The 20,478-nt window shown below is 42.5% G+C and carries 17 protein-coding genes, 3 tRNA genes and 1 pseudogene; 9 read left to right on the top strand and 12 right to left on the bottom strand.

The features are described 5' to 3' along the window. Positions 1–47: 47 nt before the first annotated feature. Both K7A41_RS01380 and K7A41_RS01375 read left to right on the top strand, forming a co-directional pair. Positions 48–716, top strand: coding sequence for a DinB family protein (locus K7A41_RS01380; protein WP_081817811.1), 669 nt, complete (start codon positions 48–50; stop codon positions 714–716). Next, positions 717–1,172, top strand: a complete 456-nt coding sequence (locus tag K7A41_RS01375; RefSeq protein WP_265712268.1) for an SRPBCC family protein — start codon at positions 717–719, stop codon at positions 1,170–1,172. It abuts the gene before it with no gap. Between the two features lie 78 nt (positions 1,173–1,250). Here K7A41_RS01375 and K7A41_RS23720 read toward each other — a convergent pair. From K7A41_RS23720 to K7A41_RS01350, 6 genes and pseudogenes are all read right to left on the bottom strand, one after another. Further along, positions 1,251–1,595: pseudogene (locus K7A41_RS23720) on the bottom strand (metallophosphoesterase); the annotation flags it as partial. Positions 1,596–1,655: 60 nt separating this feature from the next. Continuing rightward, positions 1,656–2,171: a metallophosphoesterase gene (locus K7A41_RS23715; protein ID WP_416221937.1), complete on the bottom strand. Its 516-nt coding sequence runs from the start codon at positions 2,169–2,171 to the stop codon at positions 1,656–1,658. A 250-nt stretch (positions 2,172–2,421) separates the two neighbouring features. Next, a tRNA-Leu gene (locus K7A41_RS01365) sits at positions 2,422–2,505 on the bottom strand. Between the two features lie 74 nt (positions 2,506–2,579). Next, positions 2,580–3,458 carry an exopolyphosphatase gene (locus K7A41_RS01360; RefSeq protein ID WP_028069155.1) on the bottom strand — a complete coding sequence of 293 codons (879 nt, stop codon included), beginning with the start codon at positions 3,456–3,458 and terminating at the stop codon, positions 2,580–2,582. Positions 3,459–3,723: 265 nt separating this feature from the next. After that, complete coding sequence (locus K7A41_RS01355; RefSeq protein WP_028069156.1) at positions 3,724–4,272, bottom strand: hypothetical protein; 549 nt, start codon at positions 4,270–4,272, stop codon at positions 3,724–3,726. A 75-nt stretch (positions 4,273–4,347) separates the two neighbouring features. Continuing rightward, a complete protein-coding gene (locus K7A41_RS01350; protein ID WP_028069157.1) occupies positions 4,348–6,924 on the bottom strand; it encodes a phosphoenolpyruvate carboxylase in 2,577 nt (858 codons plus the stop codon). Between the two features lie 254 nt (positions 6,925–7,178). On the opposite strand from K7A41_RS01350, the gene K7A41_RS01345 reads away from it, so the two are divergent. Together K7A41_RS01345 and K7A41_RS01340 are read left to right on the top strand one after the other, a co-directional pair. Then, positions 7,179–9,371, top strand: a complete 2,193-nt coding sequence (locus tag K7A41_RS01345; RefSeq protein WP_232048712.1) for an FUSC family protein — start codon at positions 7,179–7,181, stop codon at positions 9,369–9,371. A gap of 31 nt (positions 9,372–9,402) precedes the next feature. Beyond that, positions 9,403–10,389, top strand: coding sequence for a YpdA family putative bacillithiol disulfide reductase (locus tag K7A41_RS01340; RefSeq protein WP_265712267.1), 987 nt, complete (start codon positions 9,403–9,405; stop codon positions 10,387–10,389). Here K7A41_RS01340 and K7A41_RS01335 read toward each other — a convergent pair. After that, positions 10,386–11,000: a TetR/AcrR family transcriptional regulator gene (locus K7A41_RS01335; protein WP_028069160.1), complete on the bottom strand. Its 615-nt coding sequence runs from the start codon at positions 10,998–11,000 to the stop codon at positions 10,386–10,388. The genes K7A41_RS01340 and K7A41_RS01335 overlap by 4 nt on opposite strands. A 105-nt stretch (positions 11,001–11,105) precedes the next feature. Between K7A41_RS01335 and murB the strand changes: the two genes are divergently transcribed. The 3 genes from murB (at position 11,106) to K7A41_RS01320 (ending at position 13,171) form a co-directional block, all read left to right on the top strand. Continuing rightward, the gene (murB, locus tag K7A41_RS01330) at positions 11,106–12,122 is read left to right on the top strand and encodes a UDP-N-acetylmuramate dehydrogenase (protein WP_265712266.1); all 1,017 of its coding nucleotides are present in this window, start codon (positions 11,106–11,108) and stop codon (positions 12,120–12,122) included. A gap of 262 nt (positions 12,123–12,384) precedes the next feature. Next, positions 12,385–12,894: an RNA polymerase sigma factor gene (locus tag K7A41_RS01325; protein ID WP_028069162.1), complete on the top strand. Its 510-nt coding sequence runs from the start codon at positions 12,385–12,387 to the stop codon at positions 12,892–12,894. Between the two features lie 34 nt (positions 12,895–12,928). Continuing rightward, complete coding sequence (locus K7A41_RS01320; RefSeq protein ID WP_416221938.1) at positions 12,929–13,171, top strand: cytochrome b5 domain-containing protein; 243 nt, start codon at positions 12,929–12,931, stop codon at positions 13,169–13,171. A 6-nt stretch (positions 13,172–13,177) separates the two neighbouring features. Here the strand turns inward: K7A41_RS01320 and K7A41_RS01315 are convergent, their stop codons facing one another. From K7A41_RS01315 to mgtE, 4 genes are all read right to left on the bottom strand, one after another. Next, positions 13,178–14,092 carry a PfkB family carbohydrate kinase gene (locus K7A41_RS01315; protein WP_265712264.1) on the bottom strand — a complete coding sequence of 305 codons (915 nt, stop codon included), beginning with the start codon at positions 14,090–14,092 and terminating at the stop codon, positions 13,178–13,180. 57 nt (positions 14,093–14,149) lie between these two features. After that, positions 14,150–14,223 (bottom strand) — tRNA-Asn (locus K7A41_RS01310). A gap of 89 nt (positions 14,224–14,312) precedes the next feature. Continuing rightward, a tRNA-Asn gene (locus K7A41_RS01305) sits at positions 14,313–14,386 on the bottom strand. A gap of 254 nt (positions 14,387–14,640) precedes the next feature. Further along, positions 14,641–16,017: a magnesium transporter gene (gene mgtE, locus K7A41_RS01300; protein ID WP_265712263.1), complete on the bottom strand. Its 1,377-nt coding sequence runs from the start codon at positions 16,015–16,017 to the stop codon at positions 14,641–14,643. A gap of 239 nt (positions 16,018–16,256) precedes the next feature. On the opposite strand from mgtE, the gene K7A41_RS01295 reads away from it, so the two are divergent. Both K7A41_RS01295 and K7A41_RS01290 read left to right on the top strand, forming a co-directional pair. Then, a complete protein-coding gene (locus K7A41_RS01295; protein ID WP_265712262.1) occupies positions 16,257–16,379 on the top strand; it encodes a hypothetical protein in 123 nt (40 codons plus the stop codon). 457 nt (positions 16,380–16,836) lie between these two features. Continuing rightward, positions 16,837–19,524, top strand: a complete 2,688-nt coding sequence (locus tag K7A41_RS01290) for a TolB family protein (RefSeq protein WP_265712261.1) — start codon at positions 16,837–16,839, stop codon at positions 19,522–19,524. Here K7A41_RS01290 and K7A41_RS01285 read toward each other — a convergent pair. Further along, positions 19,521–20,363, bottom strand: a complete 843-nt coding sequence (locus K7A41_RS01285) for an endonuclease/exonuclease/phosphatase family protein (protein WP_051606621.1) — start codon at positions 20,361–20,363, stop codon at positions 19,521–19,523. The two genes, K7A41_RS01290 and K7A41_RS01285, sit on opposite strands and share 4 nt — an antisense overlap. Positions 20,364–20,478 lie beyond the last annotated feature (115 nt).

The raw sequence follows: 20,478 nt of genomic DNA, 5'->3' as shown, positions 1-20,478 counted from the left end.
TAAAAGTAAAGTGACAAATAAATTATAAACTGATAAAATAGAATGTTATGTATTCAATGATCAAAATGATAGCAATGGCTGGTTTGGGCGCGGTGCTACTATCGTCCACAACAGCAGGTCTGCCTGCAGATCCGCATCAGCCTGCTCCGCAATCCACACGGCTTTCGCATGCGGAGATCCTGGAAGGCACCGATTCCCTGCTGCAATATTTTAATCAAACCACAGCGGACCTGGAAAAACAGGTGGCTGGACTTAGCGAGGCCCAGTTACAATTTAAACCTGCACCGGATAAGTGGTCGATCAGTCAATGCTTAGAACATATCGTATTGTCCGAACGTATGATATTTAACATGGCCAAGTCAGCACTTGAAAAAGCGCCGCAGCCTGAAAGAAAGTCCGAGGTAAAAATGACCGACGACCATTTGAAAACTAGCATAACCGACAGAACTCACAAGTTTCAAGCACCAAAAGAATTACAGCCGACGGGTATCTACAAGGACACCAAAACAGCCCTTACCGATTTTCTTGCTGCGCGACAACCCGTAATTGACTATATTAAAAAAGCGGATGTTACAGATCTGCGCAACCATATCAACGATTATCCCAATGGTGTGGTGGATGGGTATCAGGGGCTTATGTTTATAGCAGCCCACTGTGCGCGGCATACCAGACAAATTGAGGAAATAAAAGCAAACCCTAATTTTCCAAGACAATAAATGATGAAAAAATTGACTTATCAGCTCACAATCGATGCGCCGGCTGAGCATGTCTTTAAAACAATGCTTGCCAAAGAAACTTATAAACAATGGACAGCGGCTTTCAACCCAACTTCAGACTTTGAAGGCAGCTGGGAAAAAGGAGAAAAAATCTACTTTGTCGGCATGAATGAAAAAGGCGAAAAAGAAGGCATGGTAGCAAGAATAGCAGAAAATATACCGAATCAGTATTTGTCTATCCAACACTATGGCATATTGGATAATGGCCAAGAAGTGACCGAAGGCCCCGCTGTCGAAAGCTGGGCGGGAGCATTCGAAAATTATAGCTTTATAGACCTCGGTAACCAGACGACAGTGAAAGTTGACGTTGACACGAACGAGGAATATATAGATTATTTCGAACAGGCTTGGCCTGATGCTTTAAAGCGCCTAAAAGAAATCTGCGAAACTCCATGATAGCCGATTTCTCAAAAGAGGATGACAATATCAAAACGCATGCTTTAATGCCCATGGTTTTGATATTGTCGTTCGCTGCTATTTCTTCCTGTCGGCTTTCCTTGGAAACCAAAGTACACGACTCGTCAATCTCCCTTTACCGTGAATTTCAATCCGGTCTGGAAAACAATTCAGAACCCCAAATGCGTTATCTCTTCCCTCTACCATTCCTTCCAATGTAACCATCGGTATTCCTTTATAGACCCCAAAATTTCCTGCATGGTGATGACCTGAGAGGACAGCCCTGACATTTGGAAACTGTGCGATCAGCTCCAGAAGTTCTCTATTATTTAAGGCTTCAAGCCCATTTTCCGGAAAAAGCGGATGGTGGGTCAGGACGAGTATATGTTTATTCGCGTTTTGCGCTTCATCGAGCTGCCCTTTTAACCATGCAAATTGTTGTGGCCCTACGCCACCGTTCCATAGAGCGGCATTCGTCCTACCTTATCGTTTCAGGCTATCCTGCTGCCGCTGCCAGTAGATCCGTTCGTAAGTATCCACCTTTGTAGCGTATTGCGAAACTTCATTCGTGTTTAACAGAATAAATACCCAATCTCCCTTATTCACGGAATAATACGATGCGGGCATGTCAAATACTTTATAGAGATTTTTTCCGTCCTCAGTGTGTACGTAATCGTGGTTTCCCAATAACTTGAACGTCGGTGAGTCTAACTTTGCAAGCCTCTCCGCAATCCGAGGAAGATCGTTGATGCCCTGGTCCACCAGATCTCCAAGCACAAAAGTAAAATCAACCGCTTGATTGTTTAATTCATGCACAGATTCCTCGATTTTTTGAAGTGACTGCCGATAACGGCGTTCACCACGATCTTCGAGGTCCGCATATTGCGGATCAGCAATCAGACCTATGCGAAATTGGCAAGGTAGCTCTTGGGCTGTTACCTGCAACACGTTAGCGAAAACCAGGAGAAGAATAAATCTTAGAAGGTGGCTATGTCTCATGTCAAATCTTTTGTTGGTTATTCGGCATAAGATACCTCATTTTTCGCAATAATCTCCATATCTCGAATAAAACTTCTAGTTTTCATCAAAATACTGGCCATCAGTAAATTGTGATAGCATGTCCATACGCACAGTAAAAGCTAAAATAAATAGGAGACAAAAGATAGAATTCACGAAAGGGGAAGGTTTAAGGTACTTTTCAACAAACGAAAAAGGTCAGATCTCATTTCGATCTAACCTTTTTCATCAGTGCCCAGGAGCAGATTCGAACTGCCACGCCCATACGAGCGCCACCCCCTCAAGATGGTGCGTCTACCAATTTCGCCACCTGGGCTCATATTCGCCTTTGGTATCACAAAAGTAAAGATTTTTCCGGCTTTTGCAAGGCAAAAAACGCATTTTTATTTGCTATTTTACTAAATTCCTATTGATCAGCGTTCTAATAACACCGTCAACCAAACCAACCCGCGGAACAAGAATTTGTTTCAGGCGTCCATGCTTCATAATCGTCAGGAAGATCTCACTGGCTGGAATAATCACGTCTGCACGGTCCTCATTCAGCCCAAGTAAAATAATACGTTCTTTTAGGGAAAAAGATGACAGATGCTCATACACAGCCTTTAATTTTGCATAAGATAAAGGCTTGTCCAATTTCTCATTAGACAGGCGGGCCAGTTTATTGATATTACCTCCAGTCCCTATCCCGATGACCTGTTTATACATGTGTGTATTACTCCGCACCCATTCTTTCAGTTCATCCCAGGTCTCCGCCTTATCCTGATTATCCAGTATCCGGATCGTACCCAGATTAAAAGATCTCGAATTGACCAATACGCCATTTGCAAACAGAGAAAGTTCAGTGCTGCCTCCACCCACATCTATATAAAGATAGACCTTATCTTTCTCCATTTTATTATCCCAGTGACTGTTATAGATGATCTCAGCCTCTTTAGCGCCTTCAATGATATCAATATCGATTCCGTTTTTCGCAACTTCAGCAACAATTGCGGCACCATTTTTTGCGTCACGCATCGCCGAAGTAGCGCAGGCCATATAATCCTCCACATGATACACATCCATCAGCTCACGAAAAGCTTTCATGGTCTTAATCAGGCTCTCCGCTTTTCTTGGCGAGATTTCCTGATGTATAAATGCATCATCACCCAAACGTAAAGGAACCCGCAAAAGGGTATTTTTTTTAAAATTAAATTGGTCCTTCTGGCCAATAATATCAGCGATCAAAAGACGGACCGCGTTGGAACCTATATCTATAGCAGCGTATCTCACGTTATCTTGTTCTATATTTTGATTAAATCATGCTAAAATAAACACAGTTATTAAAAACTATATTACAACGATGTTAAGTTATTATTAATTTAACAGTTCAACAAGTGATTTCTCTGATTCTCGCCGACTCATACTATGCTACAATGCGATCTAAATAGTGCTACGGCTGATGTACGTTGACCGAACAGAAAAATTTGACAATAAAATAAAAAAGGAATATTTACTGCAGTAAATATTCCTTTTTTATATAAAATCTCCAGCGCAATTAGTGGTGTCCGTGGCCTTCGGATTTACCACCGGCCAATGTATAGATTTCCTCCACTTTCTTCAGTGATTCTTCAGAAATATGGATCACCTTTGTGTTTGTATTATGTTCCTCGCGCGAAAATCTACCGTTGATTTCACCTTGCTTTTCGACTACAGTAGCTAAAAAGGCTTTGTCATTGAAACTGGCTGTACTATCAGTTCCAGAGATAGAGGTTGGCACCTCAAACGTCGGTACACCGCGCTCAAATTCTCCGACGTGCAGTTCTTTAGCTAAAGCATCTAGTTCCGGCAATATCGATGCGTAGGCTTCTTTAATTTTGGCAGCTACGTTCTTTACCTCTGCAGAGCTAGACTGTTTCGCAGCAACATCCGCAAGGTTTACCAGATAATTTCCGTTTTCGCCCACTAACTTAATCATCGCAAACGCATCTCCGTCTGCTAATGTCGCATTGGCATATTGACGCTGTCTATCTGCAGCTGTTTGGCTACAAGATGCAAATAATGTGCTCGCACAAGCCGCTACAACAAATAACTTATTAATCTTCATATCAATTTTGTTAACTATACAAAAGTAGATAAAATATATATTCTTCGAAACCCTATCCTCGAAAAGTCACGAAAATTAAGCAACATTTCTTCCCGCATTGATTACACCGAATATAGTCCGTGCAATCAGTTTCGAATAATCTTCCCGTTGCGCATCATCCAGGCGATCGGAATTTAGAGCCCTTATGGCGTAATGTTGTATCACCAGCAATGGCAGTACGATGCTCTCCCTGGCCAAAATCGACGCGCGATCTACCGGATAGTTTTCCATTAATTGAGACGTTCCACTGAGCTTCAACAAGTATTCTTTGGTAACCTGATACTCTGTATGTAGATTTTTCCAAAAGTCACCATACACCTTATCCTCCTTCATATACGCGGTAATATCAAAGTTTGATTTGGTCATGGACATCATACAGTTGTCGATTAAAGTCTGAAAAAAGCCCGAGGATACGTATAGCTGTTGCACATCTTTCCATAGGTTGTTTTTCTCAGCCCATTGCAAGGCTGTTCCCACACCATAAAATCCGGGGATATTCTGCTTCAGCTGGCTCCACGAGGTCACGAAGCTAATGGCACGCAAATCTTCCAGCCTCAGCTCCCGTCCAGAATTACGTTTCACTGGCCTGCTCGATATATTGATCGAAGAAAGCGCTTTCAGGGGGGACATCGTTTCCAGATAGGGCAAAAACAATTTATTTGTACGCAGGTCCATGAATTTCTGGTGGCTCAGCTCCGCCAGTTTATCGATAATTTCGCACTGATGCTTCGTCAACGTATCACCCACCCGTTGTTTTAGGTCCGAAATAATACCTGCATGCAGCAATTGTTCGATATTAAAGCGCGCAGTATCCAGCGATCCGTACTGACTGCTGATGGTCTGCCCCTGAATAGTCAACTGAATGTGATCGTTGGCTATTTCTTTACCCATAGACGCATAGAAGCGCTGTGTTTTACCACCACCACGAGCCGGAGGTCCACCCCTACCGTCAAAAAAGACAAGATCAACATCGTATTCACGCGAAATTGCTGTCAACTCAATTTTCGCACGGTAGATCGACCAGTTAGCCATCAGATATCCACCATCTTTGGTACTGTCCGAATATCCCAGCATGATCGTCTGTTTATTTCCCCGCAGCTTTAAGTGTGCTTTATATTCCTTATTATTGTATAAGGTCTTCATCACATCTGCAGCTCTGGTCAAATCATCAACCGTCTCAAACAAAGGGACGAAGTCAATAGTCAACGCATCTTTTTTCCAGCCTGACCAAAGGAACAGCTGACGTAAACCCAGAATATCGCTCGCCTGCTGACAATTACTGATGATAAAACGCTGTGCCGCCCGCTCCGAACCAGAACGCTGAATATCTTTGAGCAATTTTATTACACCCGACGTGTCCTTTGTCAATGGATCAGCATCTTCGCCGACCTGAAGGTCCAGCTCTTTAAACTTGAGCGCTTTCTGCTTGTCGGTCTCACTCAATTCCAGATAATTTGCAGGCATACCCGTCTCGACCTGATTGTGCTGGATCAGATAATTAGTCGCTTCCCGCAAAATACGGCTATCCTGACGTATGTCCAATGTGGTGAAAAAGCAGCCAAAGGTCATCACCTTACGTAATAGATCATCGACGATCTCGACAAAGAGGCCATTGTGATGTTCTTCCAGAACATTTTTGATCGCTTTCAAGTTCGAAATGATGTTGTCAGTCTCGTCTATCGGCTGCTCCACAGGATTAAAGCTGTTTTCATAAAACAGCGTCTGTAAATTTTCCATGTACTCTTCGACCCCACGGAACGTGATCCGGCGCCTTACAATACGGAAATCCCGGTAATAACATCTAAATAAGATTGTCCGTAAGAGCGCAGCTACTTTCTTCGTACTTTCAACGCTTACGTTGGGGTTACCGTCACGGTCGCCTCCCGGCCAAAAGCCCAGTTCGATCAGCTGTCTGACTTCCTCGGTATCCACATCTAGCTCATCATCAATAAATGACTGTATTTCGGATGCAACTTTATAGAACACGTTCTCCAGAAACCAGGCTAAACTTGCGGCTTCGTCTACGGGAGTCGGCTTATTTTTATTAATAAATGGCGTCTTTCCCAGTTGCTGCAAAAGCTGGTGTATACTATGAAGATCGTTGGATTTAATTGCATCGATCAAATCATTGATAATCCCCAGTACAGGCCCAGGATAAAACTGTGTAGGGTGAGCCGTTAAGACGAGGCGAACCGAAAAATCCTTTAACTTTGAAATGATCTTACGCCGCATGTCGCCGTTACCTTCTGCGTTCTTGATAAATGCTCCTAAGACATTCTCATCGTCACCACGGCCGACCATCTGAAACGACGAATCCTCTATGGCATCAAACAAAACAACCTGACGTTCTATGTACTGAACAAAGCGAAACAATAAATCAATACGTTGTTCCTCGGATGAAAATTCCTCATGCTGATCAAAAAAACTCTTTATGATCTCATCAGGTGTCATATGTTGATCCACACCTTTTTCACATTGCTTCGCAAAAAATGGCAATAAAGTACCCGTATCCTTAACACGCTGAAAGGGCAGTGTTAAAAATAAACTTTTGAAAAGCTCAAAGCGTGTCAATACTTCGTCCTGAAAGACGGCTTCATTTTTACTTTGCTTCATATTTAAATCTTTGAAAATGGTCAAGAGAGTTTAGGTGACTCTTGATCGTAATATATCTGAAATTACCCTACCGGCCAAATATAGCAATTTTATATTTAAACAAACAAAAATATATAAATTAATCAAAAAATATAGTCAAAAATTACAAACATATTAATGAATTTTAGTAATTTTTCATTTTCCGCATATTCTTGCAGCAAATACAGAAATCACAGGCTAATATAGTGTTATCTTGTATATTTGTGCTATACATTATGAAACAGACACAGGAAATAAAAAGTTTTTTTTACAGTCAGTATTTTGCGGATGGCTTGCGAATCACGATTGGATGCATTGTGCCTGTCCTTATCTTTGCAACGATCGGCCAGTTTACCAATGGAACGATTGTTTCGTTGGGAGCACTCCTGGTCGGCCTTTCGGATACTCCGGGAGCACCTAGCCATAGACGTAAAGGTATGTTTGCGGGAGCGCTGCTGACTACGCTGACTTTTATTTTGACCAATATAGTCAATCAGAATGTTTATCTCCTTGCTATTTTTATTGGCCTGGCCTGTTTTATCTTTGCCATGTTCGCAGTATTCAATGGACGGGCAGCTAATGTGGGGCTCATGTGCATACTAATGATGCTCATCCATGTACAGATCCATTATCCCTTGGCAGATGCACTCAGCTACCTCGGCTTTTACGTCCTTGGCGGACTGTGGTATATCACGATCAGCCTATCCATCACCCAAGCACGTCCGTACAGGCTGGCCGAACAAGAACTCGCCGAAACCATCCGTTATGTCGCAGACTATATCCGGCTGAAAGCCAATTTCTACGATGCCAAAATAGACAATGATAAAAATTACCTCAAACTGATTGATAAACAGGTAGAGGTCAATCAGCACCAGGAGAATGTACGCGATCTGCTGTTTCAGAGCAAAAGATCCATCAAAGACACCACTAAGGTCGGCCGCTATCTGACGCTGATCTTCAACGATATTGTCGACCTCTTCGAGCAGAGTATGGCGGCACATTACGACTACAATACCATCAGTGAACGCTTCGGGCCCACAGGCATTTTAGAGGATTTCAAAAACGTTATATTAAAATATACCAATGAACTGGACAATCTGGCCTACCAGCTCAACACCAATGTACAGCCTAGACCACTATACGATTTCGACGCAGATCTAAGCCGTCTGCATGCAAAAATCGACCAGCTCGACAAAGACTATCAGTACAGCACCTTTGCTTTACGAAAAGTGCTGATCAATCTTCGGGATCTGGTCCGCCGGATAAAAAATATATATGGCTATTCACATCTACAGCCAGACGAGGTCAAAAGAAAAGAAATTGACGACGCCAAACGCTTTGTGCAAAGCTCTGCCATTGACTTCAAAAAGTTTCGCGAAAACCTCACGCTGAAGTCGACTATCTTTAGGCATGCTTGCCGTATGGCCATCGTCATGTCACTTTCGTATTATGTATTTGAGGTCACCAACATCACCAGCAACGTCTATTGGATCTTGCTGACGATCATGGTGATCCTGAAACCCGGATTTGGCCTCACCAAAGAAAGAAACATACAACGTCTGATTGGTACGACTATCGGCGGGCTCATCGGAGCAGTCATCCTGCTGACTATACAGGATCCCACCATCTTATTTGTCCTGCTGGTCTTCTTTTTTCTGACAGCTTACAGCTTATTTAGGGTCAATTATGTCGTCGCGGTTCTGTTCATGACGCCTTATGTACTGATCATGCTCAGCTTCGTGAGCTCCAATACACTCGAAGTAACCAAGGAACGTATTCTGGACACTTTTATTGGTGGGATGATCGCGTTCCTCTCGAGCTATATCATTTTCCCCAATTGGGAGAGCATGCAGGTCAAGGAATCTATGCGTAAATTGTTGATCGCAAATTACAATTACATCTTTCAGGCGCTGAAAGAAATCGCCGGACAGGCTCCGTCAATTACTGATTATAAGCTAGCTCGCAAAGCTGTTTATGTGGAGACCGCCAATATGGGGTCCACATTCCAACGCATGCTAACTGAACCCAAAAAACGACAAAAGTACAGCAAGGAAGTCAATAAATTCGTTATCTTCAACCACATCCTCGCCTCGTTTTCGGTTACACTGATGAACCACCTGGACCAGATGGACAACAATTACCTCAACAAAGAACATGTAAGGATGATACGAAAAATATTGGCCAGCCTCGATCAGTCCATTCAATTGCTCTATTCCGAAGATTCCTCGGGTTCATTTGAGCCGATGGATATCGACATTCCCAACGATCGCTTTGAAGATACTGATATCCATTCTGTAGATGCAAAGCTCCTGGGTGAACAATTGGATTTTTTATACAAAATTGCACAGGACCTGCATAAGATCGTTCAGGATCTACACGATAAGAATGCCGCAGAACAAGCTGCCATATTAGCGAAAGTAAACAGTTGATTTATTCTCAAAATTCCCGAAATTTGTATTTATGAGCGAAAGTAAAGCATCAAGCTACGACATTATTATTGTTGGCGGCGGCCCCATCGGTCTGGCCTGTGCACTGGAAGCCAAACAGGCCAATCTAACATATCTTATACTGGAAAAAGGCTGCCTGGTCAACTCTCTGTACAACTACCCCCAAAATATGACCTTTTTCTCCTCCTCCGAACGTCTGGAAATAGGTGGCATTCCGTTTGTAACAACCAATCCCAAACCACGAAGGGTCGAAGCTCTGGAATATTATAGACGCATACAACAAAAATTCGAACTGCAGACACAACTATTCGAGGAAGTACTCGATATCAAAAAAAATGAGGCAGGCGATTTCCAGGTTCAGAGCAATAAAGCTGTTTACGTTGCCAAAAAGGTTATTATCGCGACCGGTTTTTATGATATCCCCATGTTGCTTAATATCCCCGGCGAAGAGTTACCCAAAGTGAGACATTATTACAATGACCCGCACTATTATAGCGGACAAAAGGTTATCGTGGTAGGCGCCAGCAATTCGTCCATTGACGCAGCACTGGAAACTTACCGTAAGGGAGCTCAGGTTACCCTGGTAATCCGGGGTAACGAAATCAGCCCACGGGTGAAATACTGGGTCAGACCGGATATCGAAAATAGAATTGCCGCCGGAGAGATCACCGTCTTCTACAATAGCCAGCTGACTGCAGTTACCGAAACTCAAGCTTTTATCCGGACTGAAACCGAAACAGTCGTGCTGGACAACGATTTTGTGCTGGCCTTAACTGGATATCGCCCAAATTTTGATTTTCTAAGAAAGATTGGTGTTGCTATCCCCCAGCAGGCCCCTTGCATCCCCAGCCATAACGAACAAACGATGGAGACAAATATAACAGGTTTATATCTGGCAGGAGTAGTATGTGGCGGCTTAAATACACACCTCTGGTTTATCGAAAACTCCCGAATCCATGCTAAGCAGATCTTGAACCATATACAGTCTAAGGATAATTAACCTCGCTGATAACGTAGGCCATTCAGGAAGATTTTCATCATTTTCTTCTGCAAACTGAGAATATGATCGAATTCTTCTTTGGTCGGGAACAGCATATTCTTCATGTCCTTGAGGATGCCCATACGCATACCAAACAATGAGTATAATAAGATACGGGCGGTCTCATTGAGATCATCTACATGGATTTCCTGTGCATCGACACCAAGCTGAAGAATCTTTTCGATAATTTCAACTTCCCGCAGGTAGGATTCTTTGAATACTCGTTCCAGTTCATCCGGAAGCTCCTTGACCATTTTCATGGTGTATTCAAACAAATTGTAATATTGATTGATAATTTTGACACGCATATCAATAGAGTACATCATGATCTCTTCAAAGTTGCCCCCTCGATCTATGACCTCTTCGATCTCTTCGATCATCTTATCAATAACGTATTCAAAAACAGCAGAGTATAAACTGTTCTTATCTGGAAAATAATAATAAAGCAGTGCTTTTGAAAAATTAAGATCTTTGGCTATTTCCGACATCGTTGTCTTAGCCATTCCGAAGTGCGCAAAGCGTCTTGTTGCTGCTTCAAGAATTTTGATTCTTTTTACATCCGCATTACCCATTAAACATATATTTTTTTAGCATAAAATAAACGGTTTGTACTATCTTTACCGATTATCATGCTAAAGATAGCTGATTTTTTTGAATTTCTGAAAATTAAAGTCAATATGGAATTAAACATTCAGTCGGATATATCTCTAAAAGCCTTCAATACATTTGGAATAGAAGAAAAGACAAATTTCCTGATCGAAGTAAATGACAATGAAACATTGACCGAAATTTTTAAAAAAGGAATTTTTGAACAGCAGTTTTTCGTCTTGGGAGCCGGTAGCAACGTACTGTTTACCAAACATTTCCAAGGCTATATCATTCGCATGACGAGCAAAGGCATAACCGCCAGATCAGAAGATGACCATGTGTATGTGACGGCCAAAGCCGGTGAGATCTGGGACGAGTTTGTATGGTACTGCATAAACAACAACTATGCGGGCATCGAAAATATGGCTCTTATACCCGGCACGGTGGGTGCCTCGCCCGTGCAGAATATAGGCGCTTACGGAGCTGAACTTATGTACGTGTTTCATAGTTGTGAGGCTTTTGATACGCAAACTGGAACATTTACGACATTTCAGAAGGAAGACTGCAACTTCTCCTACCGCGACAGCATTTTTAAAACCGAACACAAAGGACGCTTTATTATTACAGAAGTTACCTATAAACTGAGCCTGACGCCTAAAATCAATACCAGTTACGGTGCCATCGAAAGCGAGCTAGCCAAGCAACGTATCAATGAGCCTTCAATAGCTGACATCGCAAGGGTCGTTTCCAAAATTCGCGTGGAGAAACTACCGGATCCCAGTACAGTCGGCAATGCCGGAAGCTTCTTTAAAAATCCGGTGATTTCGCTTACGGATTTCCAGACTTTACAAAAGCTGTACCCGACCATCCCGCATTATCCCATGCCCGATAACCAAACAAAACTGGCAGCTGGTTGGTTAATCGAGCAGTGTGGATGGAAAGGCAAGGCCTATGGCCGAGCCGGTGTCTGGAAAAATCAGGCGCTTGTACTAATAAACAGACAACATGCAAGCGGTCAGGAGATTTACGAACTTTCTGAACGGATCATCCATGATGTGCAAGATAAATTTGGGATCGGTCTCGAGCGAGAGGTTAATTTATTGTAAAGAATCTCAGCTTTAGTTTATAGCTGTAAAAATGCTTAACAGAAACTGCAAAACAGCCCCAAGCTGGTCCAAGGCCCGATTCGGGCTAATTTAATTTACTTAAGATTAATTTTTCTGTCAATTTTCCCCGCTTAAAATAATCTTAAAATTACATTAAGAAATTCATTCTTAGGTATTTTGGCGCATTATTTGTCCGATAATTAATGAACCGGATTTATAAACTTACTGTTTGCTAAAAAGAACAGTTATAATTCATTAAGCTATGACAAAGAATGAATTTGACAACATGGTTATTGAGCAATCGGACTCATTAAAACTCTACGCCAGAAATTTTACCAGCGATTATGAGGATGCAAACGATCTTGTACAGGATACCATCCTCAAGGCCGTTACCTATTTCAAAAATTTCAAGGAAGGTACCAACCTAAAAGGATGGCTTTACACGATCATGAAAAACACGTTTATAAATAACTATAGGCGGATCGTAAAGACAAACTCATTCATCACCAAAGACGAAGACATCTCCAATTCTAATTTGCTAATGTCTGCCTCTAGCAATCAGGGCGAAAGCAAATTCGTCATGGAGGATATTCATGAAGCTTTATCCAGCCTGTCAGATGAATACTACATCCCCTTCTCTCTTTATTTTGAGGGATTTAAATATCATGAAATCTCCGAGCACCTGAATATTCCTATTGGCACTGTAAAGACGCGGATACACGTCGCCCGGAAGTTGATGAAACGATCTTTGTCTGCTTATAAAGTGGCCTAATTTTTCTAACTTCGCCTTCTTATCGATCGTCATGATGAAAGAAGGATTACCAGAATATAGCAAAGCACAGCTCGCCCTGCGGAACGGACAGGATAAACCACAGATCTGGATAGCCTACAAAGGCTTTATCTACGATGTAAGCGAAAGCAGGTTGTGGCAAAAAGGCATGCATTATGAGCATTGGGCAGGACAGGATTTAACGGCAGAGCTACAGGAAGCTCCACATACGGAAAGCGTGTTTTCAAGATTCCAGTGTATCGGAATCTTGAAAACCTAAACTTCATTACAAGTTAAATTGGGAAAGAGCTACAAAAGCATTTAGCCGCTTCTGTATATCCTCATCTGTCAGTTCCACCAGCCGGTCTGTACCAAATTTTTCGACACAAAAAGAGGCAAGTGCAGAACCGAAGATCAGTGCATTTTTCATATTGGTAAAATTAATGCTTTTGACCTTGGCCAAATAGCCAATAAAACCTCCCGCAAACGTATCCCCTGCTCCAGTGGGATCAAACACATCCGCAAGCGGTAAGGCAGGCGCGGAAAATACCTGATTTTCACCAAACAGCAAGGCTCCATGCTCTCCTTTTTTTATAATCAGATAGTTGGGTCCCATATTCAAAATAACCTGAGCAGCTTTGACCAGTGAGTACTCACCCGAAAGCTGTCTTGCCTCCGCATCGTTGATCGTGAGGACATCAACTTTTTGCAGCACGTTCTTCAGATCATCTAAGGCCACATTCATCCAGTAATTCATAGTATCTAGTACGACCAGTTTGGGCGTCTGTTTTAATCGCGATAAGGTCGTCAGTTGCACCTGTGGAGTGAGATTACCCAACAGGAGATACTCACAGTCCTGATAACTATCAGGAATCAGTGGATCAAAATCCGCAAGGACATTTAAATCTGTGGCCAGTGTATCGCGGCTATTCATATCGTTATGATAACGGCCAGACCACGAAAAGGTGCGCCCCCCTGGGATGATCTGCACGCCCGAAACATCGATACCCCGGCGTTTGATCAAATCCATATGATGGTCACCGAAATCCTCCCCCACCACGCTGACCAGCTTAATCTGATCACATAAATATGACGCCGCCAGACTTGCAAAAGTACCGGCACCACCTAGAATTTTGTCAGTTTTACCGAACGGTGTTTCTATTGTATCAAAAGCCACCGTACCAATAATTACTAAACTCATAGTTTTTTAATAAAGCATGTAAACAAAAAAACCGGCCTAAAGCCGGTTTCTATTTTGCTCCTGAAGCTGGGCTCGAACCAGCGACCCTCTGATTAACAGTCAGATGCTCTAACCTGCTGAGCTATTCAGGAATTTTTATTTTCAGAGAAACTCCTTTCTCTTCGAGTGTACAAAAATAGTACATTTTGATATTACTTGCAAATAATTTATTTGCTTATCGCTCCTGAAGCTGGGCTCGAACCAGCGACCCTCTGATTAACAGTCAGATGCTCTAACCTGCTGAGCTATTCAGGAGTATTTTTTCAATTCTTTCGGAAACCCATTCGCGTTTCCGTGATGCAAGTATCGGAAGATTATTAGAATACTACAAATTTTTTGCGTACATTTTTTACAACTTCCTAAAATCCAATTAGAATAATTTATTTTCTTTATACCCAATTTCTCAAAAAATCAGATAAGGGGACCATAGGGGCATAAAAACGTTTCTATCATAGATAAAAACCTGCTTCTTGCAAAGAAATACGGACCGATTATTTAACAACGTACATTTAAAGCAATACGTCTTTCAAGATTAATGTAGCCACCGTAAAATAAATTAAGAGCCCAGTCACATCCACTAAGGTGGACACAAATGGCGCGGATGAACTCGCAGGATCTGCCCCCAGTCGCTTCATTACAAATGGCAACATCGATCCCATCAACGAGCCCCACAATACTACGCCAACCAAAGATAAAGAAATCACCAGAGCCACCAGCACCCAGTACTCCCCATAACTGTGGGCAAAAGACTGCCAGGCCATGATCCGCAAAAACCCAAGCGCACCCAAAATGACCCCCAGCAGTAAACCCGACAGAATCTCCCGGCGCATTACCCGCCACCAGTCAGACAGCGTCACCTCGCCAAGCGCCATAGCCTGTATAATCAGTGTCGAAGCCTGTGAACCACTATTCCCGCCACTGGAAATAATCACCGGCATCAACGCAAATAACATGATGGCGCTTGCCATCTGCTCCTCAAAATGCTCGATTACTGTCGCGGTCAGCAGCTGCCCCAAAAATAACACAATCAGCCATCCAGCTCTCTTCTTGACCAGATTTTTTATGGATACATCCAGATAAGGCTCATCCAAAGCTTCCGTACCGCCGATGCGTTGCATGTCTTCGGTATACTCCTCATTGGCGACCCAGAGAATATCATCTACCGTAACAATACCCAACATGATACCTTGCGCATCCACCACAGGTAAAGCAACACGATTGTTCATCCGGAAAATATTGATAGCTTCCTCCTGCGGATCATAAGCATTCAGCGATATCAGACGATAGTCGATCAGATCACTGACCACTGTTTCAGGCTCGGCCATGAGCACATCCTTGATGCGGATATCATCAATCAACTTACCGTTCGAATCAATGACATACAGCACGTCTATCGTTTCTGAATCTTTTCCATATCGACGGATATGACCCAGAATTCTTTCTATATTCCAATGCTCCTTCACCGTAATATAATCCGGCGTCATCAGACGTCCAACGCTGTCTTCAGGGTAGCCCAAAAGTGCTAGTGCTTCAACCCGGTCTTTTGGTGGTAACAGCAGTATCAGATGTTTGATATCATCCTTCATTTCGGAGAAAAATGAGGTGCGGTCATCAGGCGGAAGTTCATTAATCAGCGCACTGATTTTGGCCTTGGAAAGCTTCTTGAAAATTCGGTTTTGAGTAGGAAAATCCAGGATCCTAAATACGTTTACCGCGCGGTTTAAATTTAAAGATTCGATAAAAAGAGGACCATGCTCCGGCAGCTCGTCAATTAATTCTTCCACCTCAGAAATATTCATCTCATTTAGAAAATTCTCAAGGCCAACAAAATCACCACTCGCTATTAATTGCTCTACACGACTTACCTGCATTTCCAGTTCTTCCATATCTTCCTGCTGATTTAAAATCCTACATCTGTACAAAAAATTATATGGTACAAAAATCGCTTTTTTAAAGTAAAATTTGAATAAAAAAATAAATAACAAAAAAGCAGCTTTTAGTTCCCGTATTTCTGTAGCGGCCATGTAAGATCACTTCGCGGAGCGTTCTGAAACCAGACATTTTGTCACTACACAAACTACTTCAGTCAGCCCTCACAAAAAGCAGACGAAGCAAACTGCTGCGCATGACAAACGCTTTTTCGCATGCCCGGATATTGATGCTGACCCAACAGCTGGCGCCGGATCCGACCAGTGCGAAAGCACAACTTAAAAACATCAGCTTCCTAAAAATTCCGGCCCCGTCCTAGCATCTCCCTCTCTGTTTCCAACACGCAAATATTTTTCATATCCCGTACGCTATGCTTGAATATTTAAGTATATTCGTCACATACTTTCCGGTTCTCTCAGACGGCATGCAAAGAACCTGGCAAGCCAGCTTCTAAGGCCTCAACCGGCTAAAATATACGACAAATAGACACAAATTACGAATTATATAAAATAATAAGGATCAAAACATTATAAACAAAAAATAAAACTTAAAATTCATATAAAAAACGAAATTAAAACTAAATAAATTAGCAAACCATCATATTAACCAATATAATGAACGATAAAAATATAATTTTCAAGTATTTAACGATATTTACATTAATCATATATTCACAAAAATGTTCCGCACAGTTTTTTGAAGACAGCCAAGCACCTGCCAGCCAAAAATGGTATAAAATTGATACACTTAATTTCCGGCTAATATTCCCTGAGGAAATGAAAAGCAAGGCCCCTACCCTAGCAGATTACGTCCGCAATTCGCTTCATATAACCAGTCGAAATTATAAAATCACACCACGAAAAATCCCTTTTATTATACACAACACGAATCTACAGACCAATGGCTTTGTTCAGCTTTCTCCCCGTAAATCTGAATTGTATAGCACCGCCGGTGCCGATCCGGATAACCAGACCTGGCTACCAAATCTGATCCTTCACGAATCCAGACACGTCAGTCAATTTGACAAATTGACAGGAAAATTAGGAGCTCCTTTTTTTGAACAGTTAGCGCTTGCCTATTATGGCCTGACCGTCCCTTCTTGGTATTTCGAAGGCGACGCCACACTGTCCGAGACCGTTTTCTCCGCTGGTGGAAGAGGGCGGCTACCCTCCTTCGAAATGCCTATAAAAGCAAACTTTCAATCGGACCGACAGTATAGTTTTGACAAATATCTACTGGGATCTTTTAAAGACATCGTGCCAAGCTATTACACAATCGGCTATTTGATGACTACCACATTGAAGTCCGAATTACCACAGGACTACGAAGCGGATCTGTTTTCTGAGCTGAACAGAAAACCACTTTTTCCTTATAACATCAATCGGGTTTTAAAGAAAAAAATAGGTGGAAACAGTGCATATTTATATAGAAAAACAATTGCAAAATTAGACTCGATCTGGACGAGAAAAACGGGCGCGTACAGCTTCCAGAATTACACGGAAATAGCTCCGGGAAAACATCGCTTTTACAACCATCATCTATTACCAAAATCGCTGTCCGGCATACTTTATTTTATAAAACAAAATCCAGAAAAAACCAATGCCATATACACCTACGACGATCGCACAAAGGAAGAATCTGAGTTGGTAAAAACAGGGATTCAATTAACACCGCATTTTGATATTAGCAGAGACTATGTTGTATGGGATGAACTGCGAAGAGATCCCCGCTATAGTAAAAGGAGCTACAACGTCATCAACCTCATGAACCTAAAAACCGGCAAGATTAGAACCCTCACCAAACATTCACGATATTATTCGCCGGTTTTTAGCCCCGTAGAAGCTTTGATTGCCTGTGTTGAAGTAGATTTATTCAACGACAGCTATCTGACGCTTATAAGCCTCGAAAATGGCTCGATCGCGAAACGGATCAGACTTGCAGACGGTGAGCAGCTGCAGCATCCCGCTTTTAACCCCTCAGGCGATAAGATCGTCGCTATCCGTCTATCAGAAAATGGAACCGCTTTATGTGAAATAGATCTCAAACTTGAGAGGATCACCAACCTCACCCCTTGGGGAAACCAGCAGTACGAGCGACCACAATACCTTTCGGGTATGGATATCATCGCAAAAGCCAACTTCAACGGTATTGATAATATTTACCTGATCGATCGGCACTCGGGGAAGAGGCATTTGCTGACCAAGGCACAGTTCGGAGCTTTCAACCCTTTTTATAGCCGTGAAACTAAAGAGCTGCTGTTCAACAATTACCAATATAATGGATACAAAATCAGCCGAACGAGCATCGACAGTATATATAACATACAGCCCGAAACCGATTATTTTTCACATTACTACAGCAACGTGTTGCGCAAAGACAGTCTTCCGTCCCTGACCCTGGCACGGCCGGATTCCTCCTCCGGTTATACCATTGTTCCATACCATGGACTGGCAAGGACATTCAACTTTCATAGCCTCTCCCTCAGCAGCAGCAATTTTGAAAGCTTTGACAACTTCAAACCTGGAGTTTTCTGGCTTTCCAACAACATCTTAAACACGACACAGATAGCACTTGGCTATGAATACGACACCGATATCCGAAAGGGCATTTATTCGGCCGAGCTCAATTACAACAGATATTTCCCCAAACTATCGCTACGGTATGAAAACCGGGGCCAGATCGCAGCGGCAAGTGTCCCCGGAAAGCCCGACAGCAGCGTCCGCTTTGACTGGCGCGAACACTATATTTCCAGTCAGCTGTCCATTCCGCTTTCTTTTTATCGTTTCGACTACAATTATTCGACAGGCTTCAACTTCGCAACGGCTTACTTAAGACGTTATAACCTGAGCCGCAACGATCTTAAAAACTTCAACGACGAGACCGCATTTCCATTGACCTATCAGCTTTATTTCAACCGCAACGCCCGAATGGCAACGATGGACCTATATCCGCGATGGGGACAGAATTTGAGCATTACTTACAGACACACACCCTTTGAAAACAAAGCTAAAGGCGAAATTCTGTCTGCGCGAACAGTATTTTACCTACCTGGGTTAATGCGAAATCATGGTTTTCAGATCCGGCTCAGTGCACAAGCAGGAACTGGAATCTATGAATACATCAACGACATCCCGCTGGTGAGCGGATTTAGTTATTATAAATACGAAAAAGTGAAAAATACCTTATTGGTAAACTACAGGTTTCCGATGGTTTATCCCGACTTGGCGCTAGGTTCAATAGCTTACATAAAACGTGTAAAAGGAGGCTTGTTTGCAGACTACCAAAACATTCACAAACACCAAGAAATTGCACCAAAAAGCTTTGGAGCTTACTTGTCGTTTGATTTCAACGCCTTCCGATACCCCTTACCTGATTTTGAATTTGTGGTAAAGGGAACCTATATCAACGACAATACTGCAACTCAGCGCGTGATACCTACGGTAAGTCTCAATTATACATATTAGAGGTGAATTGCCCAATTAAAATTGGCAGCCAGGGCGTAATGATCAGACAGAGGCAGTCCTTTGGAATTTGTAAATAGATTATTTTCGATATTATAGTCCCGGGCTGCCAGACTCAGATCGCCACTGCTGCGATAAAGGATTTTATCTATTGACTCACACTGATTGCCGATAGAGAGCATATGCGGTGGTCTGAACGCATGGTTAGCTTCCGGAACCAGCCCGCCATTCTGCAATTCGACCCAGCTGTCCACTAGTGCCGTCGATTCCATAAAATCATGTAGATTGTCATCGCTAAAACTATAGTGCGCGTTAAAATCCCCCATCACAATCAACGCATGTTCACGAGAATGAGCGGCAATATAATCACGCAGCTGGTTGAGATTGTCCCTCCTGGCACTAGCCGCTCTCCGGTTGTTCTGGGCGTTTGCGTGCACATTATAGACATCGATCCACACATCGTCCACAATTTCCACTTTCACCAAAGTAAAGCCTTTAGGCGTCAGAAAGTCGGCACCTGTACGTTTCCGCCACGGAACCCGGATCACTGCCGACATCGGAAAACGTGACAATGTATTTAGCCCGTCTCCGAAAGGAACACGCCCCTTTGTTTTGGTGCGATAGGGATGTTGATTCCCTCCCCAGTATAAACTATTATTGTAATTAAAATCTTCCTGTACATTGACAATATCGAAGGGATTTATCTTTTTACCGATTTCTGCAATGCTCCTGCTTCTACCCGTGATTGCAGAAGATATAAATCCCGGTAAACCCGCTACGTTATAGGTCAAAACCGAAAAAAAACCCGAACTCACCTTTTCTTTTTTCTTATTAGCATCCATCAATAAACACCTATATTATATCATGTCGGATAAATTTAACAAATGCGGCAAAAAATACCAGTACGGCTGCGATATTTAACAGATAATTGATTTACATCTGACATTGTGATAAAGT

This window comes from Sphingobacterium sp. InxBP1 (assembly GCF_026191775.1).
Lineage (GTDB): Bacteria > Bacteroidota > Bacteroidia > Sphingobacteriales > Sphingobacteriaceae > Sphingobacterium > Sphingobacterium thalpophilum.
The sequence above is the reverse complement of the archived record's forward strand: the minus strand, read 5'-3'. Positions and strand labels throughout refer to the sequence as shown.